Source organism: Thalassospira sp. SM2505 (assembly GCF_054901115.1).
On sequence record NZ_CM142731.1, the window covers coordinates 2,089,940 to 2,114,772 of the forward strand.

Genomic DNA, 24,833 nt, shown 5'->3' on the forward strand with positions numbered 1-24,833 from the left:
TATTGGGCGTGACCTTTTTTCATGGGTGCGCTAAAACGCGCTTATGGCAAAGAAACGTTTAGATCAGATGCTTGTCGAACGCGGATTGGTGGAAAGCCGGTCCAAGGCGCAGGCTTTCATTATGGCGGGCAACGTCTTTAGCGGCGAGCAGCGTCTTGATAAACCGGGCATGCAGTGCAAGGAAGATATGGCGATCACCTTGCGCGGACAGCCCCATCCATGGGTTTCGCGCGGCGGGTTAAAGCTGGAAAAGGGGCTTGCCGAATTCAACATTGATGTGACCGGCTTTATCGGGATTGATGTTGGGGCCTCCACAGGCGGCTTTACCGATGTTTTGCTGCAAAACGGTGCGGCAAAGGTCTATGCCGTGGATGTCGGGCAGGGGCAGCTTGACTGGAAATTACGCAATGACGACCGGGTGGTTGTCATGGAAAAAACCAATGCGCGCCACATCACTGAAGAACAGATTCCCGATCTGGTCGATATCGTCGTGTGTGATGCCAGCTTCATTGGCCTGCGCACCGTTCTTCCGGCCAGCATGGAGCGCCTTAAACCGGGCGGGCATCTGATTGCACTGATCAAGCCGCAATTTGAAGTCGGCAAGGAGCGCGTCGGTAAAAAGGGCGTCGTGCGCGAACCCGAGCTGCATCAGGAAGTGTGTGACACCATTTCCGACTGGCTGTCGAATTTGCCGGGCTGGGAAGTTCTGGGCATTACCACAAGTCCGATCACCGGGCCCGAAGGTAATGTCGAGTTTTTGATCTGTGGACGGAAATCAGCCTGATCACAGGCCGATTTCCATCGCGCGAATTTTGATTACTTGCCGATTTTCTTCATGAAGAAATCAATCCCGGCTTGGGCGCAGTCCTGATCCTGCGGGGGCGTGCCGGAACTCACACCGATGCCGCCAACGCATTCGCCATCGACAAAGACCGGAAGACCACCCGCAACAATCGACAGGCGCCCGCCGATTTCGGAATCAATACCATAGGCCGGTTTGCCCGGCTGGGCGGCGGCGGCGTATTCGTGGGTGCCTTTGCGCGCACCCGAGGCAGTGAATGATTTATCCTGGGCAATCGTGGCACTGGTGACCTTGCCGCCATCCATGCGTTCAAAGGCGATGAGAACACCGGATTCATCGGTGATGGCAATGCACATCGGAACACCAATTTCATTGGCACGGTTGCGCGCGCCTTCAATCAGGATGTAGGCGTCTTCGATTGACAGGCGTTTGATGGTCAGCATGGGATGTCTCCGGTGTTCTGGATATAAGCTGGCGCATCTTATGTGGTCGGGCAAAAGCCGATCAATCACATAAAACGTCTTTTCACATGGTGGAAGAATGGGGTCTGCCAATCAGGCTGGAACTGCGTCCGGTGTTACGTCATCGGGGGAAAGGGCTGCAATCGCACCAAGGGCAAGCTCGCGCACTGCCGGGTTGGCACGATCACGCACCATCAGGCTGATATCAACCGACGGCAAGGGTGGCAGAAGATCATCAGAAAGCTGGTGCAATCCCGCATGTTCCGCCGTACAACGCGGCATTGCCCCTACCGCGTGACCGCCATTAATGACGGTAATGATCATGGTATTGGCGTCGCTGCTGTGGCTGATGCGATGGGGAGTGCCCGCCTTCTTAAGTGCGGATATTGCCGCATCACGGATGACACACCCGTCTTCAAACAACACCAGCGGCAAGGGGCGCTGTGACAGATCGAAATCAGGATGCGCAACCCAGACCAACGGTTCGGAAACCACATGCAGGGATGGTGTATCAGGATCGGCCGTCAGAATTGCGAGATCAAGGTCGCCATTTGCCACACGCTTTGAAAGATTGCGTGAAAGATCGGCGTGACAGGTGATTTCGGTGTCGGGAAGCCGCCGTGCCGCAACCCGAAAAAGTTCGGGCAGATAGACTGCGGCGTAATCATCAGGCACACCGACGCGAATTCTCGACGGTGCGGCATCGACAAGATCGGCCAGCATACGGTCATTAAGGCCTATAATCCCCTCGGCATAGGATTTGACGACCAGACCCGTGGTGGTTGGTGTGATGGCCTTGCGGTCCCGAGTGATCAGGGGCGTGCCGACGGTTTCTTCAAGCTTTCTGATCTGCTGGCTGATGGCGGGTTGTGTGCGCAATAGCCGTTCTGCCGTGCGGGTGAAACTTTGCGTTTCAAGCACCGTCAGGAAAGTTCGCAACAGATCGATGTCAACATTGAGAAGGGTCATAAGCGCCCGTTATTTGCACTATAAGCCGAAGCAATTTCACTTCGATAGCGCAATCAACCATCCTGTGTCCAGCCGCAGACGCATCAGATGATCTTTCACCGGTCATTTGCACAACCAACTGCGATGCCACCTGAAAGCAAGCGCCATGTCCCATGCCGAAAGTTCTGTTTGTACTCCCTCCGCCACCAAATGCGTGGATGCAGGCGCGATTAAGGCTGGTGATAGTCATCTCAATCCGCTTTGGGCAATCGGCCTGTTGCTGTTTGCGGGCGGGTTGCTTGGAATGTCGCCAATTCTTGTGCGATTCAGTGGTGTTTCGGCTGATGCGTCTGCGTTCTGGCGCGTTGCGCTTGCCGCCCCTTTGTTATGCGCAACCGCATTCCTTGTGCCGGCCAGACCGGCACGCCCCGATCAGGCGAGCCCGACAAGCGTCGGGAAAGCCGTGATTGCGGGCTGGATGGTTCTGGCCGGTGTCTTTTTTGCTGCAGACCTGATTGCATGCCATGTCGCGATTGAGCTCACGACCGCAGGCAATGCGATCCTTCTTGCCAATCTGGCCCCGGTTATCATCGGTCTGCTTGGACTTGTCGGGCTTGCGCGACGTCCGGGCAGGATGTTCTGGTTCGGATTGCCATTTGCCGGTTTTGGGGCCTGGTGCCTGTTTCGGGCAAGTGATGCCGGAACCGGTAGCATGGCCGGGGATGCCTTTGGGCTATTGGCCGCTGTTTTCTATGCGGGCTATCTGATCGTGATCGGAAGATTGCGGCGGCATATCGGTGCCGCTGTTACCATGAGCGGCACGACCGTTGTCACTGCGATTGTCATTGGCGTATTTGCCGCGATCAAGGGTGATCTGGTTGCGCCAACAGATATGACTGGCTGGTTGGCGCTGGCCGCCCTTGGCATACTGGTTCATGCCCTTGGACAGGGGATGGTGTCTGTCGGGCTTAAATCGGTCGATGAGGCGACGGGGTCGATGGTCCTTCTGGTCCAGCCGTTTGTCGCGACCTTGCTTGGTGCATTGGTGCTTGGCGAAGTTTTGAATGGCTGGCACATGCTGGGCAATATTGCGGTGGTGTTTGCCTTGCTGATTGCCACGCGGGCCCGTAGCAGACCCGCGTAAGGACAATCAGGTTTTAGCGGAAAATCATGAAGTAAAGCGTGCCCAGCGGCAGCAAGACAGCAATCCCGCCAATGATGTTCCAAAGCTTGCGGCTTTTTTCATAGGCCGCTGGCATGGTGCTTTCCCCGGCCTGAACGGTTTTGGCGGCAATCTTTGACATGTAGATCTGAAGAGGCAGCAACCCTGTCAGCCAGAGCATCGCAGCCATTCCAAACATGCCGATGCCAATCGTCAGGTGCGGGGCATCGGAAATTGTGATGCCTGTTGCGTGAAACAATCCGATCCCGCCAATCGTAATCAACGCAGCCCCGAACGCGGTAAAGAACAGGTCGGCCATATTCACCAGCCGACAGGCAAAGGCGATGACGACCGGGTTCTGTGTCCGGTCAGCCTGCGTTTTCCAAAGGGCAGAGACAATGATGTTGCCCAGAAAAAGCACGACACCAAGCACGTGGATAAATTTAACGGTGAAATATTCCATCGGAGAATCCGGTTGGCAGGGGACAATGGGCGGGAATGCGCGTTACATGCCTGTGGGGGCGTTTAAATCTTCGGCCAGAAGGCCAAGTACAAAGCTGCCAAGGTTCTGATCAGCAGGTGGAACAATCATGCCGTCAATCACCAGCATCGCGATCCCGTGTGCCCGGCTCCAGGCGGCAAGGGCACGGTTATAGGCCGTGGCGGCCTCGGTCAGGGTCATTTCGGCCTTGCGATCAACGGACGTGACAGCGCGCTGCAAAACATCAAAGGCATTGTCGGCGGCTTCGCGCAGTTCCGGATATTGATCAAGTGGCGGGCGTTCCCGGCCAAAGATCAGGCGGAAATGCTGCGGGTTCTCAACCGCAAACCCGACATAGGCCGCGCCAAGATGCATGATGCGCTCTTCGTGATGTTCAACATTTGCGGCAACGGCTTCGAGTTGTTCGGCAAAACGTTCAAAGGCCGATATGGCCACTGCCGCCAAAATGCCATCCTTTCCGTCAAAATGACGATAGGGAGCGGCTTCTGAAACACCGGTCATGCGCGCCAGACGTCGCAGCGAAAGACCGGTCGGGCCTTCTTCGGTCAGGATGGTTTCGGCTTTTTGCAAAAGAACATTGCGGACGTCACCGTGGTGGTATTTCCCCATTAGCTCGTATCTCGATTTTCTTATGTTAACTGAGTTAACATTATCGAATGATATCTGGTATTTCAAGGCTAAACTGATCTCGAACCGACAAAATATGCCAGTAAAACAAGGCTGTCCTTTGTTAGGACTTAAAAAAGCACCGCTTCTGGAAGAAGCGGTGCAGTACGTTCAGGAGGTTATCTGAAGAACAGAGGGGATCAGGCAGGATCAGTTACCGGTTTTGGATCATCCGATGGTCCCGGCGTTTGTGTCTGTGCTTGTACCGTATTGGTGCTGTCATCCCCGGTTGCCGGGGCTTGTGGTGCGCTTGCCGGGTTGGTTTCAGTGGCATCCGCTTTGGGCTGTTCTGGCTGTACGTCTTCTGATGGTGTGTTTGCTGCGTCTGTTTGGGATTGCTCGTTTTGTGGTGGTGTTACCGGCACCGCAGGATTTTGGCTGTCTGCTGATTGATCCTCTGGGCGCACTGTATTTGACGGATTTGACGCATCTGCATTCGGTGTTGCAGGCATTGCGGCGGCGTCTGAACCGTCCTGGTTGTTTGAGGCTGGCTCCGGCGGAGTTTCCGGTGTCGTGTCCTTCGTGCCCTTCGTGCCTGTGGTGTCCACGTCTTTATGGGGGAGAGCATCAGACTTGGTCTGTTCGGGTGAACTGGTTTGTTCGGGCATAGTGTCTGTTTTGATCTGCGCGGCGCTCGGCTCTGACGGCGCAGGCGTCTCAGGCATCTCAGACGGATCAGACGATTCTGTGGGGTTCAGGTCAACGGAAGGCGTTGGTGCTTGTAAGTATTTTTTGTCGCGATCCGGGCGGATCAGGAACTTGTCGCCCAGCGTATCCTGCCCGATCAGAAGCGGTTGTTCGAGACCGGTCATTTCCAGAAGCCCGATTTCAACGTCGCGTTCGATACCACGAATTTTCATACGGGTATGGATGACAGGGGCGCGCACGCTTTCGCTGCTGCTGCTGGTTTGAATATCCCGATATCCTGCAATCGGAAGCGAGAGCTTCCAGACAATGGTGCAGGACTTCAAATTGCTTTGGGGATCGGGATTGCATTTCAGGGTCAGACTGAAGGAGACAATCCCGGCGGATGATCCGTCTGAGGTTTTGGTAGGCTCGGCCTCGGTATCCTGATCCGTGTCGGAACTTTCACCTGAGCTGGCGTTATCTGAGCCAGACATTTCAAGATCGCTGACAAACAGGCAGGTTTGCGGGGCCGCTCCCAGGATCATGCCGGGCATTCCGGCAATTCCCCATTCCGGCAGGTCAAGTGCCTCGTCCGGGTAAAGGATCGTGCGGTTGCGCAATTGTGCATCAGTGCCAAGCGATCCGCCTTTGGCGGACTTGTTGTTTGATGCAGCAAGCGAGATCAGGGTTTTGAGCAATATCGGGTTCATGCCATCAAGACGTGGCATCAACCCGATTGTGACAGGAATTATCTGTTTAAGGGATCAGCTCGGGAAATGCTTGTTGATGTTCCAGCCTTCGCATTGCGCGCGATGGCGCAGAAGGTGGTCGGCAAGCACGATGGCCGCCATGGCTTCGCCGACCGGAACGCCGCGAATGCCAACGCACGGGTCGTGACGGCCCTTGGTGACAACGTCGACTTCCTTGCCATAAATATCGATGCTTTTGCGCGGGGTCAGGATCGAGCTGGTCGGTTTGACCGCAAAGCGAACGACAACATCCTGACCGGACGAAATACCACCCAGAATGCCACCGGCATGGTTCGAACCAAAGACGGGTTTGCCGTCGTTGCCCAAGCGCATTTCATCGGCATTCTCGATGCCGGTCAGTTCGGCGGCTTCAAAGCCGTTGCCGATTTCGACACCCTTGACCGCGTTGATGGTCATCATCGCCTTGGCCAGATCGGCATCAAGCTTGTCATAAACCGGATCGCCAAGACCAACCGGAACGCCCGAACAGACAATTTCGATTACTGCACCAACCGATGATCCGTCCTTGCGCAGGCCGTCGAGATATTCCTCGAATACCGGAACGGCTTCGGGATCGGGGCAGAAGAACGGGTTGTTATCAACTTCGTTCCAGTCCCAGTTATCGCGATTGATTTCCTTGGTGCCCATCTTGACCAGTGCGCCACGGATTTTGATGTCATCGCCAAGAACCTTGCGGGCAATGGCACCGGCCGCAACACGCATTGCTGTTTCGCGGGCCGATGAACGGCCGCCGCCACGATAATCGCGCGTGCCGTATTTTTCCCAATAGGTGTAATCGGCATGGCCCGGGCGGAACTGGTTTTTAATCTCGCCATAATCCTTGGATCGCTGATCGACATTTTCGATCAGAAGCCCGATCGGGGTGCCGGTGGTTTTGCCTTCGAACACGCCCGAAAGAATTTTGACCTGATCAGGTTCGCGACGCTGGGTGGTAAAGCGCGATTGACCGGGTTTGCGTTTTTCAAGGAATTCCTGGATATCGGCCTCGGTCAGCTCAAGAAGAGGAGGCACACCATCTACAACACAGCCGATTGCCGGGCCGTGGCTTTCGCCAAAGGTGGTGAAGCGAAAGAGCGTTCCAAAACTGTTGCCAGCCATAACCGAATTCCAGAATTCAAATATTAAAGAGACAAAACGGGCCGCCCATAAGGGCAGCCCGCAAAATCATATCATGTTCAGATCAGGATTTCTGAACATTGATGTCAGGTGCGTCTGCCTGCTTCATGCCAACGGTATGGTAACCGCAATCGACATGATGGGTTTCACCCGTGACACCGGTCGAAAGATCCGACAGGAAGTACAGCCCCGAACCGCCAACGTCATCAAGCGTGACGTTACGGCGCATCGGCGAGTTGTATTCGTTCCATTTCAGGATATAGCGGAAGTCGCCGATACCTGAAGCGGCAAGGGTTTTCATCGGACCGGCCGAAATTGCGTTGACACGGATGCGGTCCGGGCCAAGGTCATTGGCCAGATATTTCACGCTTGCTTCAAGTGCTGCCTTGGCAACGCCCATGACGTTGTAGTGCGGCATGACTTTTTCTGCACCGTAATAGGACAGGGTCAGAAGCGAGCCACCATCGGTCATCAGTTTTTCCGCGCGCTGGGCAACAGCGGTGAAAGAATAGACCGAGATGTTCATTGAAAGCGCGAAGTTTTCCGGCGAGGTGTCGACATAGCGACCGCGCAGTTCGTTCTTGTCGGAAAAACCGATGGCATGGACGACAAAGTCCAGCTTGCCCCATTTTTCCTTGAGCGTGTCAAAAACAGCGTCGATGCTTGCGGCATCGGTGACGTCACATGGCAAGACGATATCGCTGCCGACAGACTCCGCAAGCGGGCGTACGCGCTTTTCAAGTGCCTCGCCCTGGAAAGTAAAAGCAACCTCGGCACCCGCGGCAGCAGCGGCGCGCGCGATACCCCATGCGATGGATTTATCGTTGGCGACGCCCATAATCAGGCCGCGCTTACCGGCCATCAGGCCCGAAATGTTTTCGGTGGACAGGCTCATTTTTCCTCTCGTTCCCACGATCTCATTTTCTGGCAGGTAGAAGCATTCAAATAAAGCCGCGACCGGCACAGAAGGCATTAGACATTCGGCGCATCCTACACAAAGCTAGGCCAAGGTCAATCTGGCCTGTCATATCATGTATCGGCGCGCTATCTTGTTGATCACATGCAGTATAACCGGAAAATGCGTGGGGATAAGCGTTTAATGGTCGAAATTCAGAAAATGATCGCGGACCGAACGGCATTTTGGCGCTATGCAATTATGCGGTTTATTCACGATAAATCGGTCCAGCGTGCAGCGGGACTCTCCTATACGACGCTTCTGGCAATGGTGCCGTTTCTGGCTGTGGCCCTGACAGTTTTGTCTGCCTTTCCCGTATTTGATCAGTTCAAAGATCAGATCATGGATGTCGTTCTGAACAACTTTCTGCCCGAAACCGGGGAGCAGGTAAGCGACTATCTAGGCAACTTCCTGCAAAATACCGGACAGATGACGGCGATCGGTACCATGGTACTGGGGTTGACTGCTGTCATGCTGCTTGGCGCGATAGAAGGGGCGATGAATGATGTCTTTCGCGTTACGAGTCCGCGCAAGTTATTGGCACGACTTGTCGTGTTCTGGACACTTCTGACTGTCGGTCCGATGTTGCTGGGGTTAAGCCTGTCGCTTGCATCCTATATCTTTGCAATGCGTCATCTGGTTGGGGGCGAGGTGCTTGGCCAGCAGATCGGTCAATTGACATTCATTGCACCGTTCCTGTTGTCTACAGCCGCATTTTCGCTGTTGTTCATCGGAATGCCCAACCGTTCGGTTGCAATCATTGACGGACTCGTCGGCGGTTTTGTTGCCGCCATGCTGTTCGAAGCCCTGAAAAAGGGTTTCGGGTTCTATGTCACCAACTTTCCGACCTATCAGACCATTTATGGTGCGGTGGCGATTGTTCCGATCTTCCTGTTGTGGATGTATCTGACATGGATTGTGATCCTGCTCGGCGCTCAGGTGGCCGCCGCACAATCGGAATGGCGTGCTGCACGGGCTGCGGGTCTTATTCCCGACCCGCGCGGTGCCGTGCCCGGGCATATGGAGCGGATTATTGCCGTGCTGCGGGTGCTGGAATATCTGCAGGCGCGGTTCCATGACGCGGCAAAACCGCCGACCTATCGCAAGATGATGCGTGAGCTCAAACTTGGCGGACGTGATCTCAACTGGGCGCTGGCCGCTCTTCGCCGCGAGAAACTGATTGATCGGTCCGAAGATCATCGCTGGTTGCTTTCCGGGGACCTGTCGCGCATTACCCTGACGGAACTGATGACGCGGATGGGACTGTTTCTTGATTATGACCGGTTGCTGCTGGTGCAAACCGATGGTGGCTGGCCGATTGTCATGCGAGAACGTCTGGTAGAGCTTGAGAAAAAGCGCCAGTCTGTTCTTGCTGTGCCGGTAGGGGCATTGCTCGATACGCCAAGACCGGAAAACAAAATACCCGAACAGGTCGAAGCTGATCCTCATCATCTCAAGGCCAATCAGGTTGAACAAAAAGACATGACCGATATCATCAGCTAGATCGCGACCCGAGATATGAACCAAAAAGGCCGGGACAGTTGTTCCGGCCTTTTCATATGTGCTGCTGCGAATGGTTCAATCCGCTATTTGGCGGACTTGCGGGCAATCTCATTCAGGGCCCTGGCGATTTCTGCGCGACGTCCGGCGTCCGCCCGTGGACGGCTGGGACGGTCCGGTGCCTTCAGGGCCTTTTCGAAATAGGTGCGAGCTTCGCTGCTGCGATCCTGCTGCAGCAGGAAGTCACCGTAAAAGTAGTTCGGGTCGATGCCGTCGGGGTTAACGGCCAGCGCCTTTTTCAGGAATTCCTCGGCCTTGGTGTCGCTACCAAAGGCAAGCGGCCATGACGGGACCTGATAGTATAATGACCCAAGCGAGGTATAGGCTGAACCGTCAAGTGCATCGGGATTGGTTTTGATCGCCTTTTCAAACAGCTCGCGGGCATCACGGACCTTGCCAAGTGCGGAAATACCGCGATCAATTCCGGCATCGGTTGATAGCAAAATTCCCTGCCAGATCTGCAGTTCCGGGCTTTCGGGGAACCGGACAAGCAGTTCTGCGCCATCAGCTTCAAGCTGATGCAGGGCTTCTACTTGCTGGTCCTTGTCCGACAGGTCGTATTTGATCCGCGCCCATTCGGTCTGAAGATGTGATACGCCATCCATCACCGCACCGTTGGTGGTTTCTGCATGCCCAATCATGGGCAGCAATACCGCTAGGGCACAGAAAAGAATAAGGGGGTTGAGCTTCATGCGATGTTCCTCCGCTGGGCGTCACAGTTTGGGGCGGCAAGAGGTTGTGGCTCGGCGCTATCCTCCTGTTCGGAATTGAGAATATCGACGCCAATGGCCGTGTTCTTGCGAAGACCCTTGTCGATCAGGGAAGGGCACAGGGCGTTAAGTTGCGCAAACAGGCGTTCGGGCCAGCCGATCCGAACATCGGATTCATTGCGTTCGATGGCGTTGATGATACGGTTTGCCACGTCACGCGGGCGGTCTTCGGTCGTATGGGTCCGCTTGTTCAGCAAACCAAGTTTGCCGGCATTCATTTCGGTGTGAACAGCACGCGGTGCAATGTGGGAAACCTTGACGCCGCAATCTGCCATTTCGCGTCGAAGGGCGTCGCTAAATCCCTTAAGCCCGGATTTGGCCGCGACGTAACCGGTTATGTGCGGCAGGGGGATCAATCCCGCCATCGATCCGATATTGACGATCTGCCCGGAACGGCGTGCGCGCATGGTCGGCAAGACCGCCTGACACAAGCGCATCGGCACCAGCAGGTTCAAGGTCAGAAGCGCGTCGTAATCCTGCTTTTCGGCAAGGTCGAACTCGTTGATCCCGGCCAGATTGACCAGAATGTCGGGCGTGTTTTCGCGCAGGACCTTGCAGGTGGTATCGATATTTTCCATCAGATTACCCTGCTGGGCCCGGTCATAGGTTGTGACATGAGCACCGCGTCCCCTGAGCAGGGCGGCAAGCGGCCTGCCAATGCCGCCCGTCGCCCCGGTCAAAAAGACGTTTTTTCCATCAAGCAACATGTTTTCTCTGTCCTTCATGCGGAATGGCAGCAAACAGGTTTGCAAACAGACGGAAGGTGTTTTGGGCCACTTCAATGATCGCTGCCCGATCATCGGGATCGGTGATCTTGTTGACGGTCTGTTCGAAGAATTTCATATGCTCGATATCAAGCGACCCGTGCGAGAACAGATAGCTGAATGCCGATTTCGGAAGATCAAGGCCGTTCATGACGGCATCAGCACCCTGACTTGCGATCTGGGTCGAGGTGCTTTCAAGCATAAAGACCATGCCAAAGAACCCGACCGGGTTTTTGCGCGCGATATAGTCATAGTTATAGGCAACCATGACCTGGGTTTCGAGGTTCGGCGTTGCGTTGCGCGCTTTTTCGCGATTGCCGCCAGCGGCCTCGATGTCATTGAGAATCCATTCTTCGTGGCCTTCTTCCTCTTCAAGATATTCAATGATCGCCTTGTGCAACCAGCGTTTGTCCTCAGGCAGGCGCGATCCCATCGCCATCAGGAACGGGACGGTGTGTTTGACGTGGTGATAGGCCTCGGTCAGATAGGCAACATAGGTCGAGCGCGAAATATTACCCTGCAGTCCGTCCACCAGCTGCGGGACATGATAAAGGCTTGCACGTGCTTCTGCGGTTTCTGCAACAAGATGATCATAAAAGTTCATGGAAGGCTCCGGGGTAAATTGAGGAGAAAGGTAGCGGGCTGAAATTGCGTCGCGTTTGGGCCGACCATTGCCGGTCAGGCAGCCATTTTCGACGCTAAAAGGCGGGACGATCTGGAAATCGCGTATCTGCGCATAGTCGGGGAGAACGGTGTTGGTCGTCTCAATCGCGGCTGCGATATTGGCGGTCGCATTGCTTGGAACGATCAGGGCGCTCAGATGTGGCTGGTCATCGCCATAGACGATTGCCTGATAGATTTCCGGTTGCGCCAACAGAACGGACTCCGGCCATTCAGGCGATATGTTGCGGCCATGCGAGGTTATCAGCACATTCTTCTTGCGGCCGGTAACGTGAACAAATCCGTCCGCATCGATGTCGCCGATATCGCCAGTGGCAAACCACTGGGCAACGGTGCCGTCCGACTGGTCTGTTGCTCCGATATAGCCAAGGAAACCCGGGCGGTGGACATAGATTTCGCCATCCCGAATTTCTGCCTTTACGTGGGGAAGCAATGTGCCAGCCGTGCCCGGTTTGTCCTTGCCCGGGATATTCATCGAAAGAACCGACGCACATTCCGACAGGCCATAGCCCTCATAGACAGGAAGACCAAGCTGGCGCGCCGTGGCGATCAGGCGCGGGGCAACGCGTGCACCACCAACAGCGATGAATTTCAAATCAGGAAGCGGGCCTTTGGCGTGGACCTGCATCATCAGGGCACGCAAGATTTCCGGGACCAGAATGACCGAATTTGCGCGGGCCTGTTTCAGGACATCGTACAGATTGAGATATTGCGATCCGAATTCCTGCAACCCTGTCAGATGGATTGTGCATCCGGCCATCAGACCGGCATAGACCCCGGCGACATTTTCCAGAAGAACGGCAAGTGGAAGGACACAGGCATGTGTTCCGACAAAGTCATCGCCGAGAACCGCGTGGATGGCATGTGCGACATTGAACATCGCGGTCTCCGACAGACAAACGCCCTTTGGGGTGCCCGTCGAGCCAGAGGTGAAGGTGATTTTTGCCGTTCCTTCGGGGATCAATGGCGAACGGTCAAAGCCGGTTGCAACAAGCCCGCCCGGTGTGACCATGTGCGTGATCCCGCCAGTCGCAATGCTGTGGTCAATCTGATCCTTGGTGAAAAAGGGTGGTAACGGGATGCAGATGATCCCGGTATGCAGGGCCGCAAGATCCCAGAGCAGCCAGTCAATGCCGTTATCAAGTGCGATGCCCAGAACATCAACATCCTGTAACAGGATGCTGCGTTCCTCAACATGACGGATCAGGTCGCCATAGTTAATTTCGGCGGTGCCTGTGCGCAGGGCAGGACGATGACCAGGATGATTGCGGATACGTTCAAACAGCATGATCAAATCTCGCCATTATGCTGGAAGTGGGGATAAAGACGCGGGCGCATATGCAGATATTCAGCGCCATAAAGCGATTGCAGCTGTCGGTAGCCATATGCGACCGATCCGGACAGAACATGCGGGCAGCGCTCGTAATAGCGGCCCCAATCGGTGTCCTTTTCGGCCAGACGCGATGGATCGGCCATGGCGTGACGCACCGGGTTCAAACCCATCTTGCGCAGACGCTTTTCGATATTGTCGGTACCGGTGACGACTGCCTGCTTATAGGCATTGTGATACAGATAGGCCGAAAGGGCGGTGAACAGGAACGATGTTCCGCCGCCCCCGGACGAAGCCAGATTGCCGATTTCGACAATCTGATGGCGAGAAATGCCAAGGATGTTGTCAATCGGGCAGGGCAGATATTGTTCAAGGAAAAGTGGTCCGTGACCGGCAGAGCGAAAGCCAAGGGCTGCAACAATCTTGCCGCTGTCATCACGCACACTCATCAGCGTGTCATATTGCACCCGGATCGACGCGTCATAGGCGTTGGCATAGGTCGCGGCAATGAAATCCTCCACCTCGGCCCGTTCGGTCGCAAGGCTGGTCAGAATGGAGATCGCACAGGCGCGCATTTGCACGCGAGCCAGAAAACCATTCTTCTGCAGGCTTAATCGTGCCGCAGGATTTCCATTCTCATTGTAATTCAACAGAAGCATTTCGGGCGCCTTTGACTGCGTTAAGGTCGCAGTTTGGCGCGCCTACCTGACAGCAACCTGAATATGTGATCCAGATCACAAAAAAGGTTTGATGCTGTTTGTCTGCCTAGTTTGTTGGTGAGGTCATCTCGACGCGAATGGGCGCATCGCCGCTACGCAGGTGCAGGTCGCGTTGCGGGAACGGAATTTCAATATTGTGTTCCTTGAAGGCATCCCAGACATTGAGCAGAATTTCGCTGATGATATTGCCGCGCCCGTTCTGCGGATCATCAATCCAGAAGCGGATTTCAAGATCAACAGAGTTGTCCCCAAATCCGCGCAGCAATGTATTTGGACCGGGATTTTCCAGAACCCTTTGGCATTTTGCTGCCGCTTCGTTGCATAGCTTGATCGCGAAATGCGGATCACAGCTATAGGCAATGCCGACCGGAATTTTCAGGCGCAGTTTGACGTCCGAATGGCTCCAGTTTTCGACCTGCGTGGTAATCAGGTCTTCGTTCGGGATCAGGAATTCGGTGCCGTCACGGGTGCGAACGGCGGTATATCGCGCTCCTAGGGACTGGATCCAGCCAAATGTCTCGCCGATGGCAATGACGTCACCGGGTTTGATCGACCGATCCAGAAGCAGAATGACTCCGCTGATCAGGTTGGCGACGATCCGTTGCAAGCCAAGGCCGATACCAACGCCAACCGCGCCACCAAATACCGCAAGAGCCGTCAGATCAACGCCAATCGTCGATAGCGCAAACAGAACTGCAACCGACAGCAGGACAAGCTTCAAAAGCTTTGCCATCAGGACCTGAACCGACGGGGTCAGGCGGTGGACCTTTTGAATGCGTTGTTCAAACAGGCGCGAGGCAAAGGATGCAACCCACAACAAAACCGCAAGTGATAATACGGCTTTGAGAATGCCATAGACCGACACCCGGAAATCGCCGACCTGCATGGCAAGGCTGTCAAGAATCTCGATGGTTGGTTCAAGCCAGCCAACAATATTAAGGGCGGCAAGACCCCAGGCCACGGTTGCAATCGTACGTGACCATACCGGGTCGTTGACGATGGCTGCTGCCAGCCGAATGACGATCCATGCATTCAAAAGGCTTGCAACCAGTCGAATGACATTGTGGCGATACCCCGCCTGAACAGCGACGGCATCAAGCAGCCAGACAAGGATGACAAGAAGAAGCGGGAAGGCCAAACCGGGCAGGACCGTGGCAAAGCGACGGAACCCGGCATATTGCAAAAGCGGCTTCCAGTTTTGCAGACGCGACAGCAATGTTTCAAGTCTGCCGCGCAACAGGAACGCGGGAATAGCAACAACCACACAGACCAGAATTTGTATCAGGATCGGGATCAGCAACACATTGGCCGAAAGCCAGTCTATCGCCTGTTCAATCCACAGAACGTACTGATCCGGATTGGTAAATTGTTCCATTATCCCCTGATGGTCTGTTTTGCCCTTCACACCATATGGGAACAAGAACCGGTTTTTTCAGGTGCCATAAAGTCAGATAGGACTGACTTTATTTGATCTGGTGGCGTCTCTGGCGGGCTTCGTCTTCCCAGCTTTCAGTGAGAATGGCAGCGCCAAAGCCCAATCCGCCGAAAATAACCAGGCTCAGGATCAGGGCCGGAAACAGGCTGTCAGGTGGCAGGAAATTCGGAGATCCTCCGGGCAGCAACAACCAGACGATTGCAGCACTTCCCCAAAGAAGGCCGATGGCTCCAATCCCTATTGCGGTAAAAGCCAGTCGCAAGGGCGATACGAATTTCATCACTGGGCCTTCCGGCGTTCGACTGTGCCGTCATAGTGAAGGGCAACAGTTTCAAGGGTTGCTTTGTCTTGAGCAAGGGCGACAACATCAAGCGGTTTGCGCCGAAGAAGGGTTACGATATCACCAGAGGCCACATCACCAATCACGTGATAGCCCGCAACGCTTGCAATCTTGCAGTCACGCATTGGTTCGGGAAGCGACATCATCGCCTGTTGCTCGGAAAGGGTAAGCTCGTTGACAGGGGAAAGTTCAATGTCAAACCCTTCTGCCATAAGGCTTTCTTTCCAGCCGTCGACATTCTTGCAGTTGGCCGAATAGGATAGTTCAATTGTCGGGCGTGCAGTGCCGACAAATGCAGTCAGCCCCAAAAGGGCAATGCCAGCGAGAATGGGAACAAATGAAATCGGGCGCATGGTTTTTCCCTTTGTGCGGTGAAATACTCCAAAGGGAAAATACGTGTTTGCGCCCGACCGAGTCTTGAGTCCTGTCAAGCCACGGGCAGGGCCGTGGCCTAGCGCGTTTTGTAGGGATGTTTTTCAGACCATTCCTTGATGAAGTCGATCAGTTCATCATCGCGTTCATCAGGAAGCTTGACCGTCAGGTGAACATACTGGTCACCACGTTTGGTGCCGCGATCATAGGGGGCACCCTTACCGCGCAGGCGCAATTTGGTGCCGCTATTGGCATTGGCCGGGATCTTCATATTCACCTTGCCATCGACGATCGGTACTTCGATCGACCCACCAAGAAGGGCCTCGGGCAGGCTGATCGCAAGATCGCAATGGATATCATTGCCTTCGCGACGGAATGTCTTGTCGGGATGAACATGAAGCTTGATCAGTGCATCGCCAGCCTCGCCGCCATTCATGCCCGCCATGCCCTGCCCCTTCAGGCGAAGGGTCTGTTCATTTTCGCTTCCGGGCGGGATACGGACTTCAAGGCTTTTGCCGCTGGCAAGATTGATACGTTTGGTTGCGCCAAGGATCGCCTCGCTGAAATCAAGGCTCAGCTCATAGGAGATATTCGGGCCTTTGACTTTTTGCGGTTTGCGTTCACCGCCAAAACCGCCAAAGCCACCACCGGACCGGCCACGCCCCTTGCCGAAAATCTCGTCAAAGATGTCTTCGGCATTCGCCCCCGAGAATCCAAAGGGATCACCATTGCCGCCACCAAACCCGCCCGCGCGTCCGCCACCACGCGCAAAGGGGCTGGTTTCACGGCCGTCGGCATCGATTTCGCCATTGTCGAATTTCTTGCGGCGTTCGGCATCACCAAGCAGGTGATAGGCGCTTGAAACCTTCTTGAAGCGTTCCTCGATTTTCGCGTCGCCGGGATTTACGTCGGGATGGAGTTCACGCGCCAGTTTACGATAGGCTTTCTTGATTTCTTCCTGACTGGCACCCTTGGAAACACCAAGTATCTTATAGGGATCCTGCATGTACTGACCGGTTGTAAAAACTAAAAGCACGTAGGTTCATTATTAGAACATGATCGGTCAAATATGAACCTTAATTGCGATCAGCAAGGTGGGAGAACGACCATCTTGTCTGGTCGCGATAATGAAAAGGCGGTGACAATCACATGGATTGCACCGCCCTTGATAGTTTTTGACAGCCTGTGTTGGCTGTTATTGATCAATTAACGACCTGCCAACTGCCATCAGGCTTGCGGCACGCAGTACCATAGGCGGTTTCTTCCTGACCACCGATCATGACGGTCTGCTGGTACTCGCGGCAATATTCCTGGGTCTTGGGTTCCTGATAGGTGCGGGTCGGTGTAACCGTACCCTGAACACCGGTATCCGGGTTCTGCCAGGTGGATGTCTGACCTGTCGGGGTCGCTTCAAGCGTGCGCTGGGTGCTTTGCGCCATGATTGCACGGTCTGCATTGTCCAGCGAACGTCCGACTTCGCTACCGATAAAGGCACCGGCGAGCGTGCCAAGCGCAACGCCAACGAGCTGGCCGCTGCCTTTGCCAAATTGTGCGCCAGCAACCGCACCACCAACCGCACCAAGCAAGGTGCCAGCGGTTTGTTTCTGACCCTGATCCTGGGCGCAGCCAGCGATGAAGGCGGTCATGATGACCGGAATTACGATATGACGGAATTTCATGTTTGTTTTGCCCATCTTGTCTTTACAGTCCCAACCGATATTCTTTGCGTATATATATGAGAAGCAAACGACGTGTCTGCCACCAATGTTCCAAATTAGTTGAACCGCACGGCGACTAATTTCAATCAGCCAAAGGAAATCTTTTCCCAATGGACGAAAAAAATACGCCAAAATTTGGGCACGAACCCCACGACGCCCCTTACGAAATGTTCCAGAAATGGTTTGATGAAGCCAAAGCTGCCGAAAAGGCCTATCCGGACGCAATGACACTGGCGACTGCCGATGCGCAAGGTCGCCCGTCGGCCAGGATTGTTCTTCTTAAGGAATTTGATCCGCGGGGCTTCGTTTTCTATACCAACTATGAAAGCCGCAAGGGTGAGCAGCTTGGCGCGAATGGCTATGCTGCCCTTTGCTTCCACTGGAAAACGTTGGAAAAATGCGTCCGTATCGAAGGCAAGGTATCGAAGGTCGACGCCGCTGAGTCAGATGAATATTTCGCAACGCGCCCGCGTGGCAGTCAGCTTGGCGCATGGGCTTCAATCCAGTCCCGCCCGATGAGTGGCCGGTTTGATCTGGAAAAACGTGTTGCCGAGTTCACCGCAAAGTTTGGTCTTGGCAAAGTGCCACGGCCAGATCACTGGGGCGGGTTCCGTTTAGTACCTGATCGTATCGAATTCTGGTCCGAGGGCAAATTCCGCCTGCATGACCGAAAACTCTATACCCGCGATTCTGATGACGCCGGGTGGAACATCGATAAATTGTTCCCGTAAGTTCGAAACGGTCGGTAGCTGAAAAAAACAAAACGCACAAGGTCGGGGACTTTGTGCGTTTTTGTTTTTGTCAGAGGGGAAACAGCCTTTAAGCGTTTTCTTCCGGCGGGCAGAAGGTTTCCTGCAAGACGGCAATGATCTTCATGATGTCGGGATTGGCAAGGGAGTAATAGATTGTCTGAGCATCACGGCGTGTTTTGACCAGTCCTTCGCGGCGCAACCGTGCCAGATGCTGGGACAGGGCAGACTGTTTGATGCCCAGCTCGTTTTCCAGCGTGCCGACAGACTTTTCCAGATCCCCGAGCGAACACAGGATCATCAGGCGCCACTCATTGCCCAAGGTTTTGAGAAATTCCGCTGCTTCGCGGGCATTCTCATGGAGTGCTTCATAATCCATTCGGCAGACGACCCATTCTAAGTTCAATGTTTCACTTCGCCCATTGTCATAAATTTGCGGTTTTTTGAAGGGCGAAAATTTTGGTTTGATATTGAAACCGCCATCGTAATCACAACCATAGATGATACAATCATTTTGTGTGTTAGGCTTCACTAAATCTGATCAAATGTACGGTATTTGAATGAATGTTCATGATGTTTGCCGGGATTTGATCTTGAACAAAGAAAATGGCACTGAAAAATTGCAGACTTAACACTGGCTTGAAATGAACCCGACCCGGTTTCCGGGCCACGCGGTTATCAAACGGATTGGCGGGAGTGTGAGAAATGGCAATACGAACAATTCTGGCTCCAGTGGCAGGGACGGCCATTGATGAAAGAGTAATGGAAACGGCTTTTCGGATGGCCAAACGGTTTGACGCCCACCTTGAAGCGTTGTTCGTCGCAGCCGAACCGCAGGACGCAATTCCGATTGTTGGCGAAGGCATGTCCGGACTGATCATCGAAGAAATGATCCGTGCGGCCGAAAACGAAACCCAAAAGCGCGAAATCAGTGGCAAGGCATCCTTTGAGGCCGCTGTGAAAGCCTCGGGGGTTGAAGCGACCGACGTGCCGTCCAGCGATGCCAAACCAACCTGTGCATGGCGCAAGGATAGCGGTCGCGAGGATGAAACTGTTGCCCGTCGAGGTCGGCTGTTTGATCTTGTCGTGATCGGACGCGATCCCAAGGAAGCGTCTGCATCCCTGACCTTTGATGCCGCACTTATGGAAACGGGCCGCCCGATCCTTGTTGCGCCGGAAAAGTCGCCTGCGACGGTTGGCGAGAAGGTCATGATTGCCTGGAATGGCGGGGTAGAGGCCGCGCGTGCCGTCACCTCGGCGATGCCGCTTCTGCGCAGTGCAAAGGAAGTCACGATTGTCAGCATCGGGGATGTGCCCTATGGCCGGGCTTGTGGCAAGGCACTGGCCGAACAGTTCCGCTGGCACGGAGTCGAAGCCGTGGTTGTCGATAACACTGAAACGTCGAACGTTGCTAATGCCTTGATTTCCGAGGCGGAAAAATGCGGGGCAGATACCATTGTTCTTGGTGCCTACAGCCATTCGCGTTTCAAGGAGATGATCCTTGGCGGTGTTACGCAGGATATGCTGGGAAAATGCACATTGCCCCTTTGGATAATGCACTGACGTTTTGGTGATGATAACTGCCTGAAATCACAAATTTAAATTATCGGTTTGCACAGGCAAACAGGGAAAGGCGCATGAAAATGCGCCTTTTTTTGTTGCACTCGCGAACAATTCACGACAGGGTTACGGAAATCTTACAAAGACGGAACCCCGATAAACGAGGCGTTTCGCACCGAGGAAAAGAAACGTCTGGCAGGGGAACTCCCATGTTGTCATTGCGCGATATCATTGATTTCGCAGCCATGTCCGAGGATCTGGCGCAAGAGCTCAATAACCCCAAAATCGGGCTTCCTGATCTTGGCGCGGTCGTTGCCGGGAACACGGGATATGGCAGCACGGTTCGTGGATGCGGTGCAACACCCTGTGCCGCCAACGATGTCGATCTGGACTAAAACCTTTCGTCGACCGGATCGCTCGAACGGATTCAGTCCATCCTATTTTGAAAACAGATCAATCTGGTTCTGATCCTGATCGGCATTGTCGGGACGCGCTGTTTCTTCGTGCCAGGACAAGACATGATCTGGCAACGGGGCCAGCATGTGGTGCAGGTCGCGAAATACAATCGCCGGATCGAGCCAATGGGCAAGGTGGCTGGGGCCAATAACCGCAGGCATGCGGTTATGAATATGCGCAATTGATGCAGACGGGGCGCAGGTGATGATGGTGGCCTCGTGCCCGTTTTCCAGCCCGGCAAACAAAAACGGCTGATGATCGGGCAGGGTGATTCGGTTCCTGTGTTTTGATGAGCCGTCCTTGCGCCATTCATACCAGTTGGTTGCCGGTATCAGGCACCGCCGTTCCAGAAGAGGGCGGAAAGTCGGTTTTTCGGCAAGTGTTTCAGATCGGGCATTGATCATCGGCGCCTTCAGACCGGGTACACTTAACCCCCATGACCGAATGGCTATCGAGCGATCTGGCAGGATAACCGCAATCGGGTCGGTTGGTCGTCTTGTGCCGGTCAGGCTGTCGAACGCGGTTTCAAGATCGTCTGATGCGTTGTCCTGCTCATAGAGTGCGTTATTATTCTCGTCCATTGCCATGCGACGGATATTTTCCATATCCAGCGCAAGCTGAGCCTGAAATGCCCGGATATCACTGTTGAGATCAAATCGGCTGCACATTTGAGTCCCTTGTTCGCATTGTCCCGGGATCATAGCGATTTTCACCAGACATGCCAAACAGGCATGGTTTCGGTTTGCAATTGATGCAGCCAAAAAAATGACTGATTTCGGGCTTTTTCTTCAAGGGTTTGGCAACGGAATGCTATAAGAGGGCAATCAAAAGCATGGATGCATGCCCAAGCTTGGAAGTGAGCAGGATAAATGACCACTAGCGCCCCGAAAACTGTCGTTCTGACTGGTGCCAGTCGTGGCATCGGCCATGTCACTGTTGGATATTTTGCCAAACGTGGCTGGCGGGTGATTTGTTGTTCACGCGAAGCGCCGCCGCCCAGCTGTCCGCGTGATCCGGCACAGGGTATTCATATCCGTGCCGATCTTTCCAAACCCGAAGATGTCGAAACTTTTATTGCGCAGGCCAATGAAGTGCTTGGTGATGATCCGCTGCATGCACTGGTCAATAATGCCGGCGTGTCACCCAAAACGCCCTACAAGGAACGGCTGGGCTGTTTGAATGGTGATATTGCAGCCTGGCGAGATGTGTTTGAGCTGAACTTCTTTACCCCGCTGACCCTGTCGCGTGGATTTGCCGCAGCGCTTCATCGCGGCAAAGGGGCGATTTGCAACATCACATCGATCGCAGGCCATTATGTGCATCCGTTTGCGGGCTCTGCCTATTCAACATCAAAGGCGGCACTTTCCGGGCTTACGCGCGAAATGGCTGTGGAATTTGCCGAGCTTGGGGTGCGCGTCAATGCGGTGGCACCGGGCGAGATCAAGACCGATATGATTTCCCCGGAATATGAGGCACTGGTGCCACGTATCCCGATGAACCGCATGGGCACGCCCGAAGATGTGGCAGCAGCGGTTCATTATCTGGTCGGCGATGACAGCAGCTATGTCACCGGGACCGAGATTTTTGTGACTGGCGGGCAGCACCTTTACTGATGATGTCACCGATATCTGGCCAAATGCGAAAGGCAGTCCGGTGTGGCTGCCTTATGTTTTGGGGGCAATTGCAAATGCCGGGTCGTACTCCACCATCCCTTGGGGGATCTCATCGACCAGTGGTCGCGCCATGAAATATTCATCGGGCACGCCTTCAAGTTTCAGATCGGGCAGGGTGGCAAAGCCGAACCGGCTGTAGTAGTTCGGCTCTCCAAGGACCACACAGCCACGCGCGTCATTGGCACGCAGATGGCGAATGCCACTTTGGATCAGTTCCGATCCGATGCCCATACCCTGACGATCCGGGGTTACGGCAACCGGGCCGAGCCCGTACCAGTCGGATTTCTTGCCGTTGATCAGGACAGGTGAAAAGGCAATGCAACCGACAAGCTCATTGTCTTCTTCGGCAATTAGCGAAAGCGTCAATTTACCGCTTTGTCTGAGAGCATCCACAATCAGATGTTCGGTTTGCTGGCTGTGAGGGGCCGTTTCAAATGCACTGGCCAACAGCGCATTAATTGCCGCGAAGTCGTCTTCGGTTTCTTCACGTATCAACATTTTCCGTCCCTGCCTGTGACGTTAGACCGGCTTCCTGCTGGCCTTCAATCACGACTATAACGGGAAAATGCGTCAGGCCAACAGGCTTTTGAGCCAGTCGCGCTTTTGTTCGAGACGTTTTACTTCCATTTCGAGCCAACCGGCAAAGTTTCCGGCTTCGCTGGCATGTTCTTCGCGCAGGGCAAGAACACGGTCCAGATCAAGCTCGCAGACATCATGGAGAATCTCGACCTGTTCGGCGCGAATGTCATCATCAAGCAGATGCAGGAACCGCATTTTAAGCGCCATGATCAGACGCGAAAGTTCACCCGACGTGTCACGCAGGTTACCTTGCATCAGTTCGATGAATTTCTCATGGCCAGCCGGTGTCAGGCTCAGTTGTGCATCGGAAAAGGATCCGTTGGATGTGTCTTCCTTGACCAGACCTTCAAGTTTCAGAAGCTGAAGGGAACTTCCCATCATATCAAGCGATGGTCCCATGATGTGGGACATGAAATGGCGCACCGAATTGGCCAGATCAGCATAGCTGATCGGTTTGTCGGAAAGGGCAAGGGTGCCAAGCGCACAAAGTCGCAGACATTCTTTGGGAAGCAAGGTTCTATCCGAATACATGATGCGGTCCCTGATTGATCACAGGTCCGACGTTAACGCGAACGGTTCTTAATTGCAAGTTCGATCTTGCCAGTTATGGGCGGGTGATCGGTTTGCGGACCCTCAATATAGAGCGCCCCGTCGCGAAAGCAAATGTCAGACGTCAATGATCTGACTTACGGTGTCGCAATTCACCCGGATCACGAAAAAAGGCCGGGGCGTATGCCACCGGCCTTTGATCTGTCATTAGCTTTTGGCGTCAGGCTGCCTTGGAAATTCCCAGCTGTCCCCAAACGGTCAGAAGCGAGTCGATCAGGTGATCAATCAGCGCGTCGTCATGAAGCGGGCCGGGGGTAAAGCGCAGACGTTCCGTGCCACGCGGCACCGTCGGATAGTTGATCGGCTGAACATAGATATCATGTTCGAACAGAAGTCGGTCACTTGCTTCCTTGCACATGGCGGCATCGCCAACCATCAAGGGCACGATATGGCTTGGCGCATCCATTACCGGAAGACCCGCAGCCCGCATGCGCTCACGCAGGGTTTCTGCGCGTTCCTTCTGGGCAAGGCGTTCTTCGTTGCTTTTCTTGAGATGACGGACGGATGCCAATGCACCAGCTGCAATGCTTGGCGGGTGGGAACTGGTAAAGATGAAGCCGTTGCCAAAGCTGCGAACGAAATCGACGATTTCCGGCTTGGCCGCGATATAACCACCAATCACACCGAACGCCTTGGCAAGGGTGCCCTGAATGATGTCAACGCGGTCCATGACACCGTCACGTTCGGCAACACCGCCGCCGTGCGGACCATACATACCGACCGCATGGACTTCGTCCAGATATGAAATCGCATTGTATTTTTCGCAAAGATCGAGGATCTGACCGATCGGGGCGATATCGCCATCCATCGAATAAACGGATTCAAAAGCGACAATCTTGGCGCGCTCGGGCCCGATATCCTTAAGGATCGCTTCAAGATTTTCGACGTCATTATGTTCCCAGATACGGCGTTCGGCCTTGGAATGACGCATGCCTTCGATCATGGAATTATGGTTCTGCGAGTCCGAGATAATCACACAATCAGGAAGTTTGGAGCCAAGGGTCGAAAGCGTCGTCCAGTTTGCGACATAGCCCGACGTCATCAAAAGGGCGGCCTCCTTGCCATGCAGATCGGCGAGCTCTTGCTCAAGCGCGACATGCAGATGGTTGGAACCGGAAATATTGCGCGTACCGCCTGCGCCACCACCCTGGCCGGTAATGGCATTCTGCATCGCTTCAATTACTTTCGGATGCTGTCCCATGCCAAGATAGTCATTAGAACACCAAACAGTAATTTCACGCGGGGCTTCGCCGTTGCCGGGATGATACATGGCCTTCGGGAATTTGCCGACAATACGTTCAAGGTTGGCGAACACGCGATAACGGCCTTCTGCTTTCAGGCCGGACAATGCGTCTTTGAAGAAGTTGTTATAATTCATCTTTGGTTCTTTCGCCTGTCTCTGTGTGACCAGACTGGTTGGTCACAAAGCTCTGTCAGCGCCCGGATCAGGAACCTGATCAGAACATATCTGTCTGTTTTGACCGGGGCTTGATTATTCCCTTATCGGAC

28 protein-coding genes are annotated in these 24,833 nt (G+C 54.3%); 7 read left to right on the plus strand and 21 right to left on the minus strand.

Features of this window, described 5'->3' with window-relative positions:
* Positions 1 to 43 precede the first annotated feature (43 nt).
* A complete protein-coding gene (locus ACTU44_RS09655) occupies positions 44 to 784 on the plus strand; it encodes a TlyA family RNA methyltransferase (RefSeq protein ID WP_114098769.1) in 741 nt (246 codons plus the stop codon).
* Between the two features lie 32 nt (positions 785 to 816).
* Here ACTU44_RS09655 and ACTU44_RS09660 read toward each other — a convergent pair whose 3' ends face one another.
* Both ACTU44_RS09660 and ACTU44_RS09665 read right to left on the minus strand, forming a co-directional pair.
* A complete protein-coding gene (locus tag ACTU44_RS09660) occupies positions 817 to 1,245 on the minus strand; it encodes a GlcG/HbpS family heme-binding protein (RefSeq protein WP_167721798.1) in 429 nt (142 codons plus the stop codon).
* A 111-nt stretch (positions 1,246 to 1,356) separates the two neighbouring features.
* Positions 1,357 to 2,232: a LysR family transcriptional regulator gene (locus tag ACTU44_RS09665; RefSeq protein ID WP_462097309.1), complete on the minus strand. Its 876-nt coding sequence runs from the start codon at positions 2,230 to 2,232 to the stop codon at positions 1,357 to 1,359.
* A 145-nt stretch (positions 2,233 to 2,377) separates the two neighbouring features.
* Between ACTU44_RS09665 and ACTU44_RS09670 the strand changes: the two genes are divergently transcribed.
* Positions 2,378 to 3,355, plus strand: coding sequence for a DMT family transporter (locus ACTU44_RS09670; protein ID WP_462097310.1), 978 nt, complete (start codon positions 2,378 to 2,380; stop codon positions 3,353 to 3,355).
* Between the two features lie 13 nt (positions 3,356 to 3,368).
* Here the strand turns inward: ACTU44_RS09670 and ACTU44_RS09675 are convergent, their stop codons facing one another.
* The 5 genes from ACTU44_RS09675 to fabI all read right to left on the minus strand — a co-directional run bounded on the left by ACTU44_RS09675 (position 3,369) and on the right by fabI (position 7,949).
* Positions 3,369 to 3,836 (minus strand): DUF2269 family protein, encoded by a 468-nt coding sequence (locus ACTU44_RS09675; RefSeq protein ID WP_462097311.1) that lies wholly within the window; start codon positions 3,834 to 3,836, stop codon positions 3,369 to 3,371.
* A gap of 42 nt (positions 3,837 to 3,878) precedes the next feature.
* On the minus strand, positions 3,879 to 4,484 hold the full coding sequence (locus ACTU44_RS09680; protein WP_114098765.1) for a TetR/AcrR family transcriptional regulator: 606 nt from the start codon (positions 4,482 to 4,484) through the stop codon (positions 3,879 to 3,881).
* 197 nt (positions 4,485 to 4,681) lie between these two features.
* The gene (locus tag ACTU44_RS09685; RefSeq protein ID WP_462097312.1) at positions 4,682 to 5,896 is read right to left on the minus strand and encodes a hypothetical protein; all 1,215 of its coding nucleotides are present in this window, start codon (positions 5,894 to 5,896) and stop codon (positions 4,682 to 4,684) included.
* A 36-nt stretch (positions 5,897 to 5,932) separates the two neighbouring features.
* Complete coding sequence (gene aroC / locus ACTU44_RS09690) at positions 5,933 to 7,036, minus strand: chorismate synthase (protein ID WP_462097313.1); 1,104 nt, start codon at positions 7,034 to 7,036, stop codon at positions 5,933 to 5,935.
* Positions 7,037 to 7,118: 82 nt separating this feature from the next.
* A complete protein-coding gene (gene fabI, locus ACTU44_RS09695) occupies positions 7,119 to 7,949 on the minus strand; it encodes an enoyl-ACP reductase FabI (protein WP_114098762.1) in 831 nt (276 codons plus the stop codon).
* 204 nt (positions 7,950 to 8,153) lie between these two features.
* Between fabI and ACTU44_RS09700 the strand changes: the two genes are divergently transcribed.
* Positions 8,154 to 9,512: a YihY family inner membrane protein gene (locus tag ACTU44_RS09700; RefSeq protein ID WP_462097314.1), complete on the plus strand. Its 1,359-nt coding sequence runs from the start codon at positions 8,154 to 8,156 to the stop codon at positions 9,510 to 9,512.
* An 83-nt stretch (positions 9,513 to 9,595) separates the two neighbouring features.
* On the opposite strand, the gene ACTU44_RS09705 is transcribed toward ACTU44_RS09700, so the two are convergent.
* The 9 genes from ACTU44_RS09705 to ACTU44_RS09745 all read right to left on the minus strand — a co-directional run bounded on the left by ACTU44_RS09705 (position 9,596) and on the right by ACTU44_RS09745 (position 17,674).
* Entirely contained in the window at positions 9,596 to 10,261 is a 666-nt protein-coding gene (locus ACTU44_RS09705; protein ID WP_462097315.1) for a tetratricopeptide repeat protein, read from the minus strand.
* Complete coding sequence (locus ACTU44_RS09710; RefSeq protein WP_462097316.1) at positions 10,258 to 11,046, minus strand: SDR family NAD(P)-dependent oxidoreductase; 789 nt, start codon at positions 11,044 to 11,046, stop codon at positions 10,258 to 10,260. The genes ACTU44_RS09705 and ACTU44_RS09710 overlap by 4 nt, the downstream gene beginning before the upstream one ends.
* A complete protein-coding gene (locus ACTU44_RS09715; protein ID WP_462097317.1) occupies positions 11,036 to 13,072 on the minus strand; it encodes an AMP-binding protein in 2,037 nt (678 codons plus the stop codon). Before ACTU44_RS09715 ends, ACTU44_RS09710 begins: the two co-directional genes overlap by 11 nt.
* Positions 13,073 to 13,074: 2 nt before the next feature.
* A complete protein-coding gene (locus ACTU44_RS09720; protein ID WP_114098757.1) occupies positions 13,075 to 13,773 on the minus strand; it encodes a thermostable hemolysin in 699 nt (232 codons plus the stop codon).
* A 106-nt stretch (positions 13,774 to 13,879) separates the two neighbouring features.
* On the minus strand, positions 13,880 to 15,208 hold the full coding sequence (locus ACTU44_RS09725; protein ID WP_462097318.1) for a mechanosensitive ion channel family protein: 1,329 nt from the start codon (positions 15,206 to 15,208) through the stop codon (positions 13,880 to 13,882).
* A gap of 88 nt (positions 15,209 to 15,296) precedes the next feature.
* Entirely contained in the window at positions 15,297 to 15,548 is a 252-nt protein-coding gene (locus ACTU44_RS09730; RefSeq protein ID WP_114098755.1) for a hypothetical protein, read from the minus strand.
* On the minus strand, positions 15,548 to 15,961 hold the full coding sequence (locus ACTU44_RS09735; protein ID WP_336080513.1) for a hypothetical protein: 414 nt from the start codon (positions 15,959 to 15,961) through the stop codon (positions 15,548 to 15,550). The genes ACTU44_RS09730 and ACTU44_RS09735 overlap by 1 nt, the downstream gene beginning before the upstream one ends.
* Positions 15,962 to 16,059: 98 nt before the next feature.
* Complete coding sequence (locus ACTU44_RS09740; protein WP_336080514.1) at positions 16,060 to 16,986, minus strand: J domain-containing protein; 927 nt, start codon at positions 16,984 to 16,986, stop codon at positions 16,060 to 16,062.
* Between the two features lie 196 nt (positions 16,987 to 17,182).
* On the minus strand, positions 17,183 to 17,674 hold the full coding sequence (locus tag ACTU44_RS09745) for an RT0821/Lpp0805 family surface protein (RefSeq protein ID WP_336080515.1): 492 nt from the start codon (positions 17,672 to 17,674) through the stop codon (positions 17,183 to 17,185).
* Positions 17,675 to 17,808: 134 nt separating this feature from the next.
* Here ACTU44_RS09745 and pdxH point away from each other — a divergent pair, with 134 nt between their 5' ends.
* Positions 17,809 to 18,429 carry a pyridoxamine 5'-phosphate oxidase gene (pdxH, locus tag ACTU44_RS09750; protein WP_462097319.1) on the plus strand — a complete coding sequence of 207 codons (621 nt, stop codon included), beginning with the start codon at positions 17,809 to 17,811 and terminating at the stop codon, positions 18,427 to 18,429.
* Positions 18,430 to 18,517: 88 nt separating this feature from the next.
* Here the strand turns inward: pdxH and ACTU44_RS09755 are convergent, their stop codons facing one another.
* Positions 18,518 to 18,826: an ArsR/SmtB family transcription factor gene (locus ACTU44_RS09755; protein ID WP_336080517.1), complete on the minus strand. Its 309-nt coding sequence runs from the start codon at positions 18,824 to 18,826 to the stop codon at positions 18,518 to 18,520.
* A 326-nt stretch (positions 18,827 to 19,152) separates the two neighbouring features.
* On the opposite strand from ACTU44_RS09755, the gene ACTU44_RS09760 reads away from it, so the two are divergent.
* Together ACTU44_RS09760 and ACTU44_RS09765 are read left to right on the plus strand one after the other, a co-directional pair.
* Complete coding sequence (locus ACTU44_RS09760) at positions 19,153 to 20,010, plus strand: universal stress protein (RefSeq protein ID WP_462097320.1); 858 nt, start codon at positions 19,153 to 19,155, stop codon at positions 20,008 to 20,010.
* Positions 20,011 to 20,216: 206 nt separating this feature from the next.
* The gene (locus tag ACTU44_RS09765) at positions 20,217 to 20,402 is read left to right on the plus strand and encodes a hypothetical protein (RefSeq protein WP_114098750.1); all 186 of its coding nucleotides are present in this window, start codon (positions 20,217 to 20,219) and stop codon (positions 20,400 to 20,402) included.
* A 42-nt stretch (positions 20,403 to 20,444) separates the two neighbouring features.
* Here the strand turns inward: ACTU44_RS09765 and ACTU44_RS09770 are convergent, their stop codons facing one another.
* Positions 20,445 to 21,131 (minus strand): SOS response-associated peptidase, encoded by a 687-nt coding sequence (locus ACTU44_RS09770; protein WP_462097321.1) that lies wholly within the window; start codon positions 21,129 to 21,131, stop codon positions 20,445 to 20,447.
* 201 nt (positions 21,132 to 21,332) lie between these two features.
* Here ACTU44_RS09770 and ACTU44_RS09775 point away from each other — a divergent pair, with 201 nt between their 5' ends.
* Positions 21,333 to 22,076 carry an SDR family NAD(P)-dependent oxidoreductase gene (locus ACTU44_RS09775; protein ID WP_114098748.1) on the plus strand — a complete coding sequence of 248 codons (744 nt, stop codon included), beginning with the start codon at positions 21,333 to 21,335 and terminating at the stop codon, positions 22,074 to 22,076.
* Positions 22,077 to 22,127: 51 nt separating this feature from the next.
* On the opposite strand, the gene ACTU44_RS09780 is transcribed toward ACTU44_RS09775, so the two are convergent.
* The 3 genes from ACTU44_RS09780 to hemA form a co-directional block, all read right to left on the minus strand.
* Complete coding sequence (locus ACTU44_RS09780) at positions 22,128 to 22,634, minus strand: GNAT family N-acetyltransferase (RefSeq protein WP_114098747.1); 507 nt, start codon at positions 22,632 to 22,634, stop codon at positions 22,128 to 22,130.
* Positions 22,635 to 22,706: 72 nt separating this feature from the next.
* The gene (locus tag ACTU44_RS09785) at positions 22,707 to 23,246 is read right to left on the minus strand and encodes a hypothetical protein (RefSeq protein ID WP_114098746.1); all 540 of its coding nucleotides are present in this window, start codon (positions 23,244 to 23,246) and stop codon (positions 22,707 to 22,709) included.
* 238 nt (positions 23,247 to 23,484) lie between these two features.
* Positions 23,485 to 24,702 carry a 5-aminolevulinate synthase gene (gene hemA / locus ACTU44_RS09790; RefSeq protein ID WP_336080521.1) on the minus strand — a complete coding sequence of 406 codons (1,218 nt, stop codon included), beginning with the start codon at positions 24,700 to 24,702 and terminating at the stop codon, positions 23,485 to 23,487.
* Positions 24,703 to 24,833: the final 131 nt, after the last annotated feature.

Coding starts and splice junctions, on each gene's coding strand:
- ACTU44_RS09755 (WP_336080517.1), bottom strand. CDS start 18,826: ATGGATTATGAAGCACTCCATGAGAATGCCCGCGAAGCAGCGGAATTT.
- ACTU44_RS09725 (WP_462097318.1), bottom strand. CDS start 15,208: ATGGAACAATTTACCAATCCGGATCAGTACGTTCTGTGGATTGAACAG.
- aroC (WP_462097313.1), bottom strand. CDS start 7,036: ATGGCTGGCAACAGTTTTGGAACGCTCTTTCGCTTCACCACCTTTGGC.
- ACTU44_RS09760 (WP_462097320.1), top strand. CDS start 19,153: ATGGCAATACGAACAATTCTGGCTCCAGTGGCAGGGACGGCCATTGAT.
- ACTU44_RS09705 (WP_462097315.1), bottom strand. CDS start 10,261: ATGAAGCTCAACCCCCTTATTCTTTTCTGTGCCCTAGCGGTATTGCTG.
- pdxH (WP_462097319.1), top strand. CDS start 17,809: ATGGACGAAAAAAATACGCCAAAATTTGGGCACGAACCCCACGACGCC.
- ACTU44_RS09655 (WP_114098769.1), top strand. CDS start 44: ATGGCAAAGAAACGTTTAGATCAGATGCTTGTCGAACGCGGATTGGTG.
- ACTU44_RS09730 (WP_114098755.1), bottom strand. CDS start 15,548: ATGAAATTCGTATCGCCCTTGCGACTGGCTTTTACCGCAATAGGGATT.
- ACTU44_RS09715 (WP_462097317.1), bottom strand. CDS start 13,072: ATGCTGTTTGAACGTATCCGCAATCATCCTGGTCATCGTCCTGCCCTG.
- ACTU44_RS09685 (WP_462097312.1), bottom strand. CDS start 5,896: ATGCCACGTCTTGATGGCATGAACCCGATATTGCTCAAAACCCTGATC.
- ACTU44_RS09740 (WP_336080514.1), bottom strand. CDS start 16,986: ATGCAGGATCCCTATAAGATACTTGGTGTTTCCAAGGGTGCCAGTCAG.
- ACTU44_RS09765 (WP_114098750.1), top strand. CDS start 20,217: ATGTTGTCATTGCGCGATATCATTGATTTCGCAGCCATGTCCGAGGAT.
- ACTU44_RS09660 (WP_167721798.1), bottom strand. CDS start 1,245: ATGCTGACCATCAAACGCCTGTCAATCGAAGACGCCTACATCCTGATT.
- ACTU44_RS09670 (WP_462097310.1), top strand. CDS start 2,378: ATGTCCCATGCCGAAAGTTCTGTTTGTACTCCCTCCGCCACCAAATGC.
- ACTU44_RS09775 (WP_114098748.1), top strand. CDS start 21,333: ATGACCACTAGCGCCCCGAAAACTGTCGTTCTGACTGGTGCCAGTCGT.
- ACTU44_RS09700 (WP_462097314.1), top strand. CDS start 8,154: ATGGTCGAAATTCAGAAAATGATCGCGGACCGAACGGCATTTTGGCGC.
- ACTU44_RS09675 (WP_462097311.1), bottom strand. CDS start 3,836: ATGGAATATTTCACCGTTAAATTTATCCACGTGCTTGGTGTCGTGCTT.
- ACTU44_RS09735 (WP_336080513.1), bottom strand. CDS start 15,961: ATGCGCCCGATTTCATTTGTTCCCATTCTCGCTGGCATTGCCCTTTTG.
- ACTU44_RS09710 (WP_462097316.1), bottom strand. CDS start 11,046: ATGTTGCTTGATGGAAAAAACGTCTTTTTGACCGGGGCGACGGGCGGC.
- ACTU44_RS09780 (WP_114098747.1), bottom strand. CDS start 22,634: ATGTTGATACGTGAAGAAACCGAAGACGACTTCGCGGCAATTAATGCG.
- fabI (WP_114098762.1), bottom strand. CDS start 7,949: ATGAGCCTGTCCACCGAAAACATTTCGGGCCTGATGGCCGGTAAGCGC.
- ACTU44_RS09680 (WP_114098765.1), bottom strand. CDS start 4,484: ATGGGGAAATACCACCACGGTGACGTCCGCAATGTTCTTTTGCAAAAA.
- ACTU44_RS09665 (WP_462097309.1), bottom strand. CDS start 2,232: ATGACCCTTCTCAATGTTGACATCGATCTGTTGCGAACTTTCCTGACG.
- ACTU44_RS09745 (WP_336080515.1), bottom strand. CDS start 17,674: ATGGGCAAAACAAACATGAAATTCCGTCATATCGTAATTCCGGTCATC.
- hemA (WP_336080521.1), bottom strand. CDS start 24,702: ATGAATTATAACAACTTCTTCAAAGACGCATTGTCCGGCCTGAAAGCA.
- ACTU44_RS09720 (WP_114098757.1), bottom strand. CDS start 13,773: ATGCTTCTGTTGAATTACAATGAGAATGGAAATCCTGCGGCACGATTA.
- ACTU44_RS09785 (WP_114098746.1), bottom strand. CDS start 23,246: ATGTATTCGGATAGAACCTTGCTTCCCAAAGAATGTCTGCGACTTTGT.
- ACTU44_RS09770 (WP_462097321.1), bottom strand. CDS start 21,131: ATGTGCAGCCGATTTGATCTCAACAGTGATATCCGGGCATTTCAGGCT.